Origin of the sequence: Helicobacter sp. 11S02629-2, from assembly GCF_002272875.1 — a bacterium.
Lineage (GTDB): Bacteria > Campylobacterota > Campylobacteria > Campylobacterales > Helicobacteraceae > Helicobacter_I.
In genome coordinates, this window is sequence record NZ_MLAN01000021.1 from 1 (window position 1) to 13865 (window position 13865).

The window sequence follows — 13865 nt, forward strand, 5'->3', positions numbered from 1 at the left end:
CATTTTGCATAGACTGAGTTATCTCTTCTATAGCAGTAGCAGATTGTTCTAAAGAAGAAGCTTGTGCATTAGAGCTAGTTGATAGATTAGTAATTTGTGTATTTAGCTTTTTAGCTTCTTCATTAAGTAAAGAAGCAAAGCTTAAAGAACTTTTTAACATCTTTCTTATTTCTTCTCCTAAGGCATTAGTTACTCTTTCTACACTACCTTTATTAGCTATATTACCTTTATCATCTAATACAGAAGTAGAGAAGTCTAATCTAAGATAGCTATCAAATACTCTTTCTATCTCATTCATATTACTTCCTATCTTAGTTTCTAATACATCTAACATATTATTAAGTACATCTTTAAGTTCTAGTAATTGAGGATTAGCAGGGTTTTTAGTTATACGTATACTTAGATTACCTTCTTCTATAGTCTTAGCTACTTCTAGGGCTTGTGATACTGCAGAGGAGTCTTTGGAGAGAGATTCTTTAGTTTGTGCCATAACTTCATTGATGGCAGTTGCCATAACTCTAAACTCACTTTTTAATTTTTTAGTTAGAGGCTTCATGTCTGCTATGTCATTTTTTTGTAGTGCTTTAAAGAAGTCTAATAAATGATCTTTTATATAAGTCATAGAACCTACAACATAGAAGTAAAACACAAAGCTTACAGGTATGCTTATGATAAGAAAGACTACAAGGGCTATGATGCCTATTTTTACAAATGAGTACTCCATATCGCTAGCTATGGGTGCTGAAGCATCTTGTATAGCATGACTTACATTATCAACATAAACGCCAGTTGTAATCCACATATCATTAGTATTTGGTATAAGAAAAGATACTGAACGTTTAGGGGCTATGATAGTTTGACCATTGCCTATAGGCTTAGTGAAGTAAAACTGTACTATCTTGCCATTATTTAAAGCAGAATCATGCAGCATCTGTATAAAAAGATTCCCCTTTTCATCTTTTGCATTTCCCATATCATGACCCACAAAGTCTTTTCTTATAGGATGGGCTATAGAGACTGTTCCTTGATAAGCAGAGTAATAGCCACTATTATCATTTTCAAACCTAAACTTCTCCATAGACTTAGCAATAATGGCAATTTGCTCTTTTTCTGGCAAGCCTTTTACTAACTCACCTAAGATACTAGCCACGCTAGAAGTAGCAACCCTTAGCTTATTATCTATACCTGCGTAATATTGATTTGAAAAGCTTTTTTCAAAGAGGTTAATCTGGGCTCTGTTGTTTAAGTAGTATAAAAACGACATCAAACTACAAAGTATAAAAAACATAAGAGTAAAACCAACTAGTCTTTTTTTCATAAAACGCCTTTAATTAAAATAGTTGTTTCATAACATATTAAAAAACTATGCCTAAGGTGAACTTTTGCACAAAAACTACTATTTTATTACTTAGCTTTATGATAAAGGTCAGACTATAGTTAACTTTTAAGTTATATATGACTAAGCGTTTTTATCAAAAAAAAAAAAACGAGGCAAGTCTTTATATAAAAGGTAGCAAAAAATTTAATATTTACATCTAGTTGTATGTTTTAACTTTTGTTAAAAAAGCTATGTAGTTAAAAGGTGGTTTTAAAACTAGCTTATAAAAGCAGCATCTTTAAAAAGATTCTAAAAAAGCCGTTCAGGTGCTATCTTTAGTATATTTTTCCAAAACTTAAGCCATGCACTAGCATTAGGCAAGGAGTGATAGATTTTATGTGTTTTAAGGTCTAGCCAGTAGCAGCTTTTTTTATCACACTTTATTTGCATGGAACTTTGCATCTGCTCTATGATATTTTCTTGTAATTCATCTGCAAGCCCTTGTGATCTAAAAAACATCATAGCTTCTGTGTTATAAAGCCATGATCTTGAATCTAGATTAAAACTTCCAACTATTGAAAGCTCATCATCTATGACTATATTTTTACTATGGAGGCCTGAGTAGATGGCCTTTTTGCCAAAGGGTTTTAGTTTATAGCGTACTTGGGCTTTCTTTTTCTTATTTAGATACATGGATTCTAAGTAGTTGTACTCATAGACATTAGCCCCATCTCTAACTAACTTATCCCTATATCTCTCCCAGTAAGAGTAAACTGGCACTACATCTATGCTAGCAAGAGAGTTAGTAAGTATGTTAAAGCTTATATTTTTATCTATTATCTTTTTCCAAAGCTTAATGTTTTCTTTGCCCGGTATGAGATAACCAGATGAGATGTAAACTGACTTTGTTGCTAGCTCAAGATTAAGATTGATTAAATCAAGTATAGGGGTCATAGTATCAGCTAAGGGCGTATCTACTTTAGAGGGGTCATCAGCCACAAAGATCCCTTTGCCAAAGTAAAAGTGCAGCTTGTTGTTTAGATAGTTATTATAAAACTCATCCAAATCCTCTTCATATACAACTTGGTCATCCTTGCTAAGTGGGTAAAGATTAATAATCTTTTTGTTTTTAGGAAGCTTTGTAGCTACTAAGTTTATAGGCACAGACTTATAGAAGCTCCAAAACTTATCAAAGCTATCTTTGGCACTAAGGGTGACCTTGCCCATAAAAAGTACATCTGTATCTGTAAAGTCATAGCTTGAGTTATCAAAGTAGTTATCGCCTATATTTCTCCCGCCGACTATAAAGGCTATGTCATCTACTATAAAAAGCTTATTGTGCATGCGGCGGTTGATACGCTTTAAGTCAAAAGGAAGTTCTATGCTGGCCCTTAAAAGTGGTGATCTAAAACGAAAGGGATTAAAAATCTTAACTTGGATGTTTGGGTTTTCACTTAGCCTTAAAAGCGTGCTTAGGCTTTTTTTAAGGCCATTATCATCTACTAGGATTCTAATCTTTACTCCGCGATTTGCCGCTTTTAAAAGTTCTGTGCTTAAAAGTCCTGAGCTAGTATCTTCATCAAATATATAGGTTTGTAAGTCTATGCTTTTTTGAGCTAGCCTTATAAGGGCTGCTCTATGAAGTAGTGCACTACTGCCATCACTTATAACTAGCCCTGCATCTTTAGTTAAAAGCTCTTTACTTATAGCCTTGCTAACTGGGAGTAAAAAGTCTTGCTTGATAGTCTCTTTTTTTGTAGTGCCACTAGAATCTAAAGTGCTTATATCAATAGGTGTGCTAGACATAGCAGGCTTAGGTAGTATGTACTTATTAGGGAATCCACAAGCAGTTAAAAACATAGCTATAAAAACACTAAAGATAAGTGTCTTTAGCTTAAAAAGTCTAAGACTACACATATAGTTTTTTGTACACTTTGGATATCTACTTTTTCTTTTACTGAGTGAGGATAATAGATAGTTGGCCCAATGCTTAAGGCTGTAACGCCAAGCTTTTCTTCTATAAGCCCACACTCTAGCCCCGCGTGTATGCTTACTTCTTTAAAAGGTAAGCCTTCTTTTTTAAAGCTTAGCTTTAGTTTTTCTAAGCTTTCTTTTTTTAGCTTGGCTAAAAAGGCATCTTTTGGTGCGCTTTCCCAAGGTGGGTAGATGTTGCTAACTTCTATGCTTGGAAAAGCTTTTTTAAGTAAGGCTATATTTGTATCTAAAAGATTTTTGGCATTAGCCCTGCCCATGAACTCTAACTCCACTCCACTTTGTGTACTTTTTACTATGGAAAGGTTTAAAGAGCTTAAGATTCCAGTTTTATTAGATTCTAAGATGCCAGTTTTAAGAGGGCTTAAGACATCTAGTAAGTCTTTAAGCTTAAAGATGGAATCTACTTTTAAAGCGTCATCTTTTGCATCTTTTAGAGCATAGCTATAAGGTGGCTTAGGCAAACTAAAAGCTTTTAGGCTATCTAAATCAAGTCTTGTTTTAGTATAAAGCACTAAGCTTGCAAGAGAAGGGATGGCATTACGCCTATTGCCGGCGTTTAGGTTGCTAAAGTAAGCATCTTTTAATTCTGGGCTTTTTAAAAGATTAAGGAGTTTGATAAAAGCACTTTCATTAGTACCTATGTCTATGCCACTATGACCACCAGGACCTTGAAAGCTTAAAGTATAAGCGTGCATATCTTTAAAGGATTGTAAGTTTTGTAAAGCTAGCTTTAAAGTAGTAGTTGCATCAAAGCCTCCAGCTGAGCTAGTTACTACCTCTCCTAAAACTTCAGAATCTAGGTTTAATAAAAGCTTAGATTCCACTTTGAAATCTAGCTTATTAGCCCCTAAAAAGCCAACTTCTTCATCATCGGTAAATAAAAACTCGCAAGGAAACTTTTGGCTTATAAGATAAAGCATGATACTTAGTCCTATGCCATTATCAGCACCAAGTGAGCTGTCTTTTGCTTTTAAAAAGTTACCATCTTTTTCTACTTTAACTTGTGCATCTTCTGGCACTAAGACCATGTCCATATGGGCTTGTAGACAAGCCTTTGGCTTAGAATCTTTAAGGCTTGCTAGTAAGTTAGCCCCATCACTTTGGACATTGTAGCCACTACTTTTACAAAACTCAGTTATAAAGTTTTTCATCTTAGAAGTATTAAAACTAGGGTGTGGGATCTCACAGATTTGATAAAAGATATCTAGTACTTTTTGAAGCTTGTCCATATTGCAATCCTTTTAAGTTTAATCTTAATCAAAGGCTTGAAGCTTTTTTGTAAATAAGGCCTTATTTGCCTTGCCAAACTCGACTATTTTACCATGCAACCTTGCATAAAGTTGTGCTAGGCTTATATCAAAGTCATAAAGGCTTTTAGCCTTTTGTATATCCTTAGTTAGGAAACTAGTAGCACTTTGTGCGTCTTCACACTCATAGCCTATAAGACCTAAAAGCTTTATAGTGTACTTATCTATCACAAGGACTTCTTTTTTTAGTGCGTAGTTAAGGATGGCTAGGGCACTTTCATTACCTATACCTTTTTGTTCTATAAGCCACTCATAACTTGCATCTTTACTAAATGTTTCAAAGCTTCCAAAGTCTTGCTTGATATTTTGTACTAGTTTTAATATACGAGGTGCTTTTTGATTATAAAAGCCCGCTGTTTTTATAAGGCTTGCTAGGCTAACTACATCTAAGGCTAGTAAAGATTTTATACTTTTGTTAGGATTTTCATCATCTATGATGTTGGCTGCTATAAGATTCTCAAGGGCTTTTTTGGCATTAAAGTAGTTAGTGTTTTGTGCAAGTATAGAAGAGATGATGAGTGAAAATATAGGCTTGTTAGGGTTTAAAGCACCTTTTAACTCTATGCCATTTTTTACTTCTAAAGACCTTGTGCTTGGGTGCCACCAGCTATTACTATCACCTACATAGATTCTAGGTTTTAGAAAGCTTAAAAGTTCATAGCCACTACTTATATCTTCTAACTCCAACTTTTTACCTTTTTTGATAGCTTAGTTTTTAGAAAGCAAGACATACTCAGTGTCTTTGTTATACTTAGAATGCTTAGAATCTTCTAAAAGCTGCTTTAATGACTTTTGGTCGATGTAGGTTGTATCTATATATATCTTTTCAAATTTTTCTTTGTTCAAAGCACTAAAGCACTGGGAATCTTTTTTCACTACGACTACGTTGTTGTTTTTAGATTCTTTCATGATCTTTATCTTAAGGTCTAGTTCTGTGTCAAAGTTTGAAGTAAAGATGAGATACTTTTTTACATACTTGCTTTGATGGTAGTAGTAATATTTGTAAGTTGACTGCTCATTTTGTGCGATGATTTTAGACTTATCAAGCTTTTTTATCATATGTCCTAAGAAAGTCATCATACAGTAAGGTTCATTCATATTTTTAAAAAAGATGTTTTTTATACTTACGCTTTCCATGCCCAGCTGCCAGATTCTATTATCTAACTGTGTGGCTAGTACGTTTAGACCCTCTTCTATCTTAGATTTTAACAAAGTAGTGGTTTGGCTAAAGGCTGCTTCAAATACCTTAAAGTTCTTTTCTTTAAAGTCTTTAGTTAGGTTTTCTAGGTTAGTTAGCGTAGAAGTTAGGGCGTTAGTTTCATCATAGGATTTATTAAGGTTGTTTTTTATCTTATTAATCCTCTCATTTAAGTCATTCTCTCCAACCCTACTAGCCATTCTATTTCTTAGCATCTTCATCTCTTGCGTTGAGACTTTTACCTTATTAGAAAGCTGTAAGATTCTATCTTTTATCCCACTAGCAGCACGAAGTGCACCAAGATAGTTATACTGATAGTCTAAAAAGCACTCTTCAAAAGCCTTTTGTATACTAAGCTCATTTTTATGAAAAAAGACATATGAGTACTCTAAAGTTGCCATCTTATTTAGATACTCTGAAAACATATCCATGCTTAATTTTTTATCAGTAAAGACTAGGTAGTCAAGGGCTTTATCTAAAAAACGCTTACAGATTCTATAGTTTATTAATGGGGCTAGTTTTTCTTTATCTACATTTTTTAAAAAAGAGACATTTTGCAACTCTACAGCAAAGTATTTTTTTATACACTCTTCTACGCCCGTGTTAACTTCTAAGGTTTTTAGTCTTAAGTAGTTAGTTTTAGCATAGATCTTTTGGGCTATCTGCGCTCTTGCTTCATTTTCTTTATTTTTAAGCTCTTCATCAGTCTTAGTCTTCCAAAAATCTATCTCTTTAATAAGAGAATCTTCACTAAAGTGCTGGTAGTCAGAGGCCTTAGCATCAGTTATAACATAGCCATTTTCATTTACTCTAAACTCGACATACATGCCAACAGTTGGCCTACTTCTTGGGTCATGCCAGCTTTCTTTTCTTAGCTCAAAAATCTTTTTTGAAGCATTTATGATTACGCCTGAACTAGTCGTTGCCGAATATTTTAGTATCTTCCCGTGCATAATTTCCTCAATTAAACAAAAACGTTAAAGTCTTGTTGTTATCTTTAGTAATAGCGACTTTTTTATAAATTTTTTAAAAACAACGACTTCACTCTTACCATGACTTTGATAAAACCTATAAGATATAATTTTAGCTTAAAAATTAAATCTAACTAATTATTCAAGGATTCACCATCAAAAAGTTGTATGCTTTAATACTAATAGCTTGTGTCATCGTTTTTCTATGGGTTTCTACCATAATTGGAACTAATGTCAAAGAAGAGCTAAGTCATAGTAATATAGGCAGTTTTGGAAGAGACTTTGCAAGCTTTAATCTATCTTTATTTGGCTATCTTGCTTATATCTATCTCCCTTTACTGCTTTATCCTCTTTTTAGAATCTATAAAAACGCTAGTTATTCTTTTAGAAAAGTTGAGCTAACTCTTGGCTATCTTATACTTTTTGTAAGCCTTCTTATATTGCAAGCTATTAGCTTTCATAAAGGTGAGCTTGCATTAAATTGGGTAAGTCACCTTCTGCCTTATATTGGCCTTTTTGGCGTGATTATAGTTTGTATATTTGGACTTTTAATCTCTTATGTGCTTATACATGCTAGGGGTTTTTTTATACTTTCAAATCTTATCTCACGTGGAGTGCGTAAGCTTATCTTATGGCTTGGGTCTGTTAGGAGGGTTTTAGGGGCTAGGTTTGCTAGCTTTTCTGATTTTTCTTTTGGTGGGTTTTTTACTAAAGCTTTTAGTAGGCGTGAAAAAGAGCCCTTTAAAGATTCTTTTAAAGAGCCTTTGCAAGATAACTACGACAAGGCTGACTATGAAAAGATCACACCACTAAGTGTCCTATCAGATATGGAATCTAGCCAAAGCTATGAGACTACTAAAGAAGCCTTTGAAGAAAGTAGTCATGATATAGACTACTTTAACAAGCCTTTTGATAGTGTATTTATTAAAACTTCAAAAGAAGATAGTGGCACTTATGAAAGACTTAGTAATGAAGACTTAGTTAGAAAAGTGCCAGCTTCACCTTCTTTAAAAGAGAAGTTTGTCCTTCCGCCGCTAAAAGTAGACTATGAACCTAGGACTATTAATAACTTAAGTAGGCAGGATGAAAGGATAGTAAATGCCTTAAGTGATAACACTTCACCTTATCCTTATGAGGACTTTAGCCCTCCAAAAGAAGAAGAACCAAAAGAAGGCTTAGTTACTTTTATACCAAATCCAAAGCCTTTAGATGAAGATAGAGACGACATAGCTAAGCCTTTTACAAAAAGTAACCTTGAATATAGCACAAGTCAAAGCACTCAAAAAGATACTAAAACAATATATAAAAAAGACTATATTGAAGCACAAAGCAGTAAAGATGTAAGTGAAGATTCTAGTAAAGACTTTGACTTAGAAGAGACTTTAAATGAAGCTAGGGCATTAAAAGAAGCACTTTTAAGCAGACAAGATGAAGACTTAGAAAAACTATCACTAGATGAAAGCACATCTAAAGAAGTAGACCTAGAAAAAGATCTAATAGCCAAAGGGCTAGTAGCTAATAATCTACATGAGGTAAAAGAGCTTTCAAAACTAGAAGAAGTAAAAGAAGATAAGTTAGATAAAAACTCCTTACAAACCAAGCCTGCAAGCACTCTAGCACATACCAAAGATATAAAATCTAATGACAAAACTGCTACTTCTACTTTAGATACCTTGCCTCAAAGCACAGCTAAAAGCATGGCAGCTTTAGTTACTTCTCTAAGTGAAAATGAAAGCTTTATAGAAGAAGCAAAAGATGGGGCAAGCTTAAAAAATATAGGTTATAAGCTTCCATCACTTAGCCTTTTACAAGAGCCAAAGTTTGTGGATTCTGAAGTTAATGAGCAAGAGATAGATAACAAGATTAGAGACCTTATAAGCAAGCTTAATGTCTTTAAGATTAAAGGTGATGTAGTTAGGGTGTACTCTGGGCCAGTTGTAACGACTTTTGAGTTTAGGCCAGATCCTGATATAAAAGTAACTAAGATTCTATCTTTGCAAGATGACTTAGCTATGACTTTAAAAGCAAAGTCTCTGCGTATGCAAGCACCAATACCGGGTAAAGATGTAGTAGGCATAGAAGTGCCTAATAGCGTAGTGCAAACCATATACTTAAAAGAGATACTAGAAAGTGAACCTTTTAAAGAAAGTAAGGGCGCACTAACTATAGCACTAGGTAAAGATATAGTTGGGAATCCTTTCATAGCTAACTTAGAAAAGCTTCCTCACTTGCTAGTTGCCGGGACTACTGGGAGTGGTAAAAGTGTCGGAGTAAGTGCGATAATCATCTCGCTTCTTTATAGAAACAGCCCTGATAATTTAAAATTCATAATGATAGATCCTAAAAAAGTGGAGTTTGAGCCTTATGAAGATATACCTCACCTTATAACGCCTATCATTAATAACCCTGAAAAAGCAGTCCTAGCCCTAGCTGCTGCGACACGTGAGATGGATAAGCGCTATGACGCCCTAGCTAAGCTAAAATGCAAAAATATAGCTAGCTATAATGAAAAAGCAGATTCTAAAATGCCTTTTTTAGTCATAGTCATAGATGAGCTAGCAGATCTAATCATGACTGGTGGGAAAGATGTAGAATTTAGCATAGCGCGCATAGCCCAGATGGGAAGGGCGTGCGGTATGCACCTTATAGTCGCCACTCAAAGAAGTAGTACAGATGTTGTAACTGGTCTTATAAAAACTAACCTTCCTTCAAGGATAAGCTATAAGGTGGGTAATAGAATAGATTCTAAAGTTATACTTGATGCCTTTGGTGCTGAAAGGTTGCTTGGTAATGGAGATGGGCTTTTTACTCCTCCTGGAGGCGGTTTAGTTAGAATCCACGCACCATGGATTAGCGAAAAAGAGATAGAAGATATCATCAACTATATAAAAAGTGAACGTGAAGTGATCTATGATGAAAACTTTTTAGGAGAAGATAAAGCTTCACAGGATGTGGCTGTGGATAGATTTACTGATAGTGAGGGAGAAAAGCTACTAGAAGCTGCTATAGAAGTCATCCTTAGTGAAGGCAAAACGTCAATTAGCTTTGTGCAAAGGCGCTTAGGCATAGGCTATAACAAAGCAGCTTTGTTGATGGAAGCCTTAGAAGCACGAGGCTTTCTCTCCGCACCAAACTCTAAGAATGAAAGGACTATAAACTACGATTATTACTCGTGATTAAACCTTACTTGGTTTTGATTATGCCTTTGTGCTTGGTAGTCTTTAGTAATTGGGGTTGATATTAGATTGTGACTTTAGGAGTTTGGTTTAAAAGTTAAAAATGTGTAGGATGTGTGTGCAAGCTTTTATCATTTTTAATGCGTAGGGAAAGGGCATCATTACTAAAAAGTATCTAAGATTAAAAAATAAGAGTAAATAAGTGAAGATTAAGAAGTTAAAAGCTAGGCTAGATTTTAAATCTAGCCTTTAATAAAACTAAGCCTTGCAAGCTAACTTACAAAAGCTATCAAAGTCTTATAGTTTATCAGCGTTGTGAGATAGGTAGTCTTTTACACCATCAGTTGTAGCTTTCATACCTTTATCACCTTTGTGCCATCCAGCTGGGCAAACTTCACCATTTTGTTCAAAGAATACTAAAGCATCTGCCATTCTTAGCATTTCATCCATGTTTCTTCCTAGTGGTAAGTCATTAATTACAGCGTGTCTTACAACTTGGTTTTTATCGATTAGGAAAGATCCTCTTAAAGCTACAGCGCCATTTAATAGTACGTCATAGTCACGTGAGATTTGTTTTGTGATATCAGATACCATAGGGAAGCTTACATTTCCTATACCACCTTGGTTAACTGGAGTGTTTTTCCATGCAAAGTGAACTACATCTGAATCTATAGAAACACCTATTACAGTGAATCCTTTTTCAGCGAAGTCTTTTACTCTTTTATCCATAGCTATGATTTCGCTTGGGCATACAAAAGTAAAGTCTTTTGGCCAGAAGAATAAAACTGCGCCTTCTTTACCAAGGTTTTTGCTTAATTCGAAATCTTCTACTATTTGATTGTTTCCTAAAACTGCAGGTGCTTTGAAATCTGGTGCTCTTCTTGTTACTAACATAAGAATCTCCTATTTAATTTTAAATTTATTGTGTTTGATAACAAATAAATATTATCATTTGCGTAGTCTATCCTATAAATTTTAACAGTCTTTATTTTACGTTGTTTTTTTGTGTTAGAATTACGTAAATCTTAAAACACAACATGAGTTTAAAAAAAGGTAATCCATGAAAAACAATTTTATTTTCACATCAGAGTCCGTAACAGAAGGTCATCCAGATAAGATGGCAGATCAGATAAGTGATGCTATCTTAGACTACATAATAGATAAAGATAAAAATGCAAGAGTTGCTTGTGAGACTTTAGTATCTAATGGCTTTTGTGTGATAGCAGGCGAGCTAAAAACTTCAGTTTATGCCCCTATGCAAGAGATAGCAAGAGACACTATAAGAAAGATAGGTTATACAGATGCACTTTATGGATTTGACTATAGAAGTGCTGCTGTATTAAATGGTATAGGTGAACAAAGCCCTGATATAAATCAAGGCGTTGATAGAAAAGATGGCGAGATAGGAGCTGGAGATCAAGGACTTATGTTTGGCTATGCGTGTCAAGAGACTGATACTTTGATGCCTCTTCCTATATGGTTAAGTCACAAACTAACTCATGGCCTTGCAGAAGCTAGAAAAAGCGGACTTTTACCTTTTCTTAGACCAGATGGCAAGTCTCAAGTAACAGTTAAGTATGAAGATGGCGTGCCAGTTAGCATAGATACTATAGTTATCTCTACCCAACATCATCCTGATACTAATCAAACCCATTTAAGAGATGCAGTTATAGAAGAGATAGTACAAAAAGTACTACCTGCTAAGTATATGAAAGATGATATCAAGTATCACATAAATCCAACTGGCAAGTTTGTTATAGGTGGTCCACAAGGTGATGCAGGTCTTACAGGACGTAAGATAATAGTTGATACTTATGGCGGTAGTTGCCCTCATGGTGGTGGTGCTTTTAGTGGTAAAGACCCTAGTAAAGTAGATAGAAGTGCAGCTTATGCGGCGCGCTATGTTGCTAAAAATCTAGTTGCTAGTGGGGCTTGCTCTAAAGCTACTGTACAGCTTGCTTACGCCATAGGTGTAGTTGAACCTATAAGTATTTATGTAGAAACTCACGGTACTTCAAAAATCCCTCGTGAAAAGCTAATTGAGTGTATAAAAGCTAATTTTAGGCTAACTCCAAAAGGGATCATAGAAAGCCTAGACTTACTAAGGCCAATTTATGCTAAAACTGCAAGTTATGGTCACTTTGGACGCGAACTGCCTGAGTTTACTTGGGAGAAAACTGACAAAGTTGAAGCCATAAGAGACTATTTAGGCATTAAGTAGTTTTTATACCTCCAAGATTTTATATCTTTCCAAAGACTTTGTGTCCTCACAAGGTCTTGTTTTACTTAGCCTTATATCCCCTGTATTAATACAAAGTCTATCCTTACTATAAAGTAAAATATAGTTTTACTTTATATATTTCTTTCATTTTATCCTATAGCCCCTAAAGTAGCTAGTCTACATTACCTTGGGTACTAAAGTCATGATAAAGTTTACATTTATGGACACTAGCTTTATTTTCAAGATATTCTTTTTTTCTTTCTTTGACTTTTGTGTAAAAATGTATCAAGATAGAGCAATAAAAAGCACTTGAGTATTTTTTACACAGCTACTCAAATGCTTAGTTAAGCTAGGAGTTGTAGTTATGAAAATGAAGTTGATGGCGTTTATGTCTTTTATATTTATCGTATTTATAGTAGTCTTTGTACTATTTTTCTTTAATAATAGATATCAGATAAAACTTTTTGAGCAGGGTTTTACTCAGACTTACTATCAAAACACCACTAAGACCCTAGAGATTTCTACAGATTCCATGGCAGCTTCACTTGGCGCATTAGTCAAAGGCATGGATGAGAACGATCAGATAAAAGTTATAAAAAAAGCAATTGATGATTATAGATTTGGTCCCAACAAAGATGGATACTACTTTGTAGCTAGAGGGACTATACTACTTGTGCATCCTGAAGCAAAGTTAGTTGACACAGATGTAGGTAGTATACAAGACTCTAATGGTGTTTATCTTTTTCAAAAGCTTGATGAAGCAGCACTTAAAGGTGGTGGTATAGTCAAGTACATGTGGCCAAAGTATAAAAGTGATGGCACTAGCCAGCCAACCCCTAAAAACTCTTATGCTACCTTGATCCCAAATACCAATGGCATGTATATCTCAACTGGAGTATATACAGATGATTTGCAATCTAGCACTAACACTCTAACTGCCCCAATAAAGCAAAAGATGGAGTATAGCTTCTGGACTAATCTAGTTATAACCTTTATCATCCTTTTGGTTTGTTCAATAATAGCTGGCACTTTATTTTACAAGTATATCTTTGGGTCTATGGCTGCTATAAAAGAAACGATAAGTTCATTCTTTGAGCATGTTAGAAACAATGATGTATTAAAGATGAAGATAGTTAACTTAAAGCTAAAAGATGAGTTCGCTGAGATAGCTAATGCTATAAACTCCAACATCCGCGCCAGACAAGAATCTTTAAGTAAGGATTCTATAGCAGTATCACAAGCCCTAGAAGTAGCTAAGACTATAGAAGAAGGTAATCTAAGTATACGTATAACTAAAAACCCTGCTAATCCTCAATTACTAGAACTTAAAGATGTACTTAATAATATGTTAGATGTATTAGAAACTAAGATAGGAAGTAATATGAATGAAATAGAAAGAGTATTTGATAGCTATCTTAGATTAGACTTCTCTACTTCTGTATTAGATGATAAAGGTAATATAGCTAATAAAGGTAGTGTAGAAAGAGTAACTAATGCCTTAGGAGAAGAAATAAGAAAGATGTTAAAAAGTTCTTTAAGCTTTGCTTCTTTACTTAATGAAGAAGCTAAAAAGCTAAATACACAAATTACTAATCTATCAACTAGCTCTAATGCACAAGCTTCTTCTTTAGAACAATCTGCTACTGCTATAGAAGAGATAACTCAGTCTATGCAAAATG

General features: G+C 34.4%; 9 protein-coding genes. 3 read left to right on the forward strand and 6 right to left on the reverse strand.

Translation table 11 applies throughout. The annotated features are described in order from the left end of the window. From BKH40_RS08160 to BKH40_RS08180, 5 genes are all read right to left on the reverse strand, one after another. Positions 1–1318, reverse strand: a 1318-nt coding sequence (locus tag BKH40_RS08160) for a methyl-accepting chemotaxis protein (protein WP_095278527.1), incomplete at its 3' end; no start/stop codon positions are given. A gap of 309 nt (positions 1319–1627) precedes the next feature. Next, positions 1628–3235, reverse strand: coding sequence for a phospholipase D family protein (locus tag BKH40_RS08165; RefSeq protein WP_095278529.1), 1608 nt, complete (start codon positions 3233–3235; stop codon positions 1628–1630). Continuing rightward, positions 3208–4542 carry a M20/M25/M40 family metallo-hydrolase gene (locus BKH40_RS08170; protein ID WP_095278530.1) on the reverse strand — a complete coding sequence of 445 codons (1335 nt, stop codon included), beginning with the start codon at positions 4540–4542 and terminating at the stop codon, positions 3208–3210. Before BKH40_RS08170 ends, BKH40_RS08165 begins: the two co-directional genes overlap by 28 nt. A gap of 24 nt (positions 4543–4566) precedes the next feature. Beyond that, on the reverse strand, positions 4567–5307 hold the full coding sequence (locus tag BKH40_RS08175) for a 3-methyladenine DNA glycosylase (protein WP_180675171.1): 741 nt from the start codon (positions 5305–5307) through the stop codon (positions 4567–4569). Between the two features lie 21 nt (positions 5308–5328). Beyond that, positions 5329–6771 (reverse strand): hypothetical protein, encoded by a 1443-nt coding sequence (locus BKH40_RS08180; protein ID WP_095278532.1) that lies wholly within the window; start codon positions 6769–6771, stop codon positions 5329–5331. 182 nt (positions 6772–6953) lie between these two features. Between BKH40_RS08180 and BKH40_RS08185 the strand changes: the two genes are divergently transcribed. Continuing rightward, positions 6954–9965 (forward strand): DNA translocase FtsK, encoded by a 3012-nt coding sequence (locus BKH40_RS08185; RefSeq protein WP_257842544.1) that lies wholly within the window; start codon positions 6954–6956, stop codon positions 9963–9965. 297 nt (positions 9966–10262) lie between these two features. Here the strand turns inward: BKH40_RS08185 and BKH40_RS08190 are convergent, their stop codons facing one another. Beyond that, the gene (locus BKH40_RS08190) at positions 10263–10859 is read right to left on the reverse strand and encodes a peroxiredoxin (RefSeq protein ID WP_095230402.1); all 597 of its coding nucleotides are present in this window, start codon (positions 10857–10859) and stop codon (positions 10263–10265) included. Between the two features lie 166 nt (positions 10860–11025). Between BKH40_RS08190 and metK the strand changes: the two genes are divergently transcribed. Together metK and BKH40_RS08200 are read left to right on the forward strand one after the other, a co-directional pair. After that, a complete protein-coding gene (gene metK / locus BKH40_RS08195; protein WP_095278534.1) occupies positions 11026–12186 on the forward strand; it encodes a methionine adenosyltransferase in 1161 nt (386 codons plus the stop codon). A gap of 364 nt (positions 12187–12550) precedes the next feature. Further along, positions 12551–13865, forward strand: a 1315-nt coding sequence (locus tag BKH40_RS08200) for a methyl-accepting chemotaxis protein (protein WP_143428479.1), incomplete at its 3' end; no start/stop codon positions are given.

Excerpts from the sequence above, each read along its gene's own strand:
- BKH40_RS08180 (WP_095278532.1), bottom strand. The coding sequence starts at position 6,771 with ATGCACGGGAAGATACTAAAATATTCGGCAACGACTAGTTCAGGCGTA.
- BKH40_RS08190 (WP_095230402.1), bottom strand. The coding sequence starts at position 10,859 with ATGTTAGTAACAAGAAGAGCACCAGATTTCAAAGCACCTGCAGTTTTA.
- BKH40_RS08165 (WP_095278529.1), bottom strand. The coding sequence starts at position 3,235 with ATGTGTAGTCTTAGACTTTTTAAGCTAAAGACACTTATCTTTAGTGTT.
- BKH40_RS08170 (WP_095278530.1), bottom strand. The coding sequence starts at position 4,542 with ATGGACAAGCTTCAAAAAGTACTAGATATCTTTTATCAAATCTGTGAG.
- metK (WP_095278534.1), top strand. The coding sequence starts at position 11,026 with ATGAAAAACAATTTTATTTTCACATCAGAGTCCGTAACAGAAGGTCAT.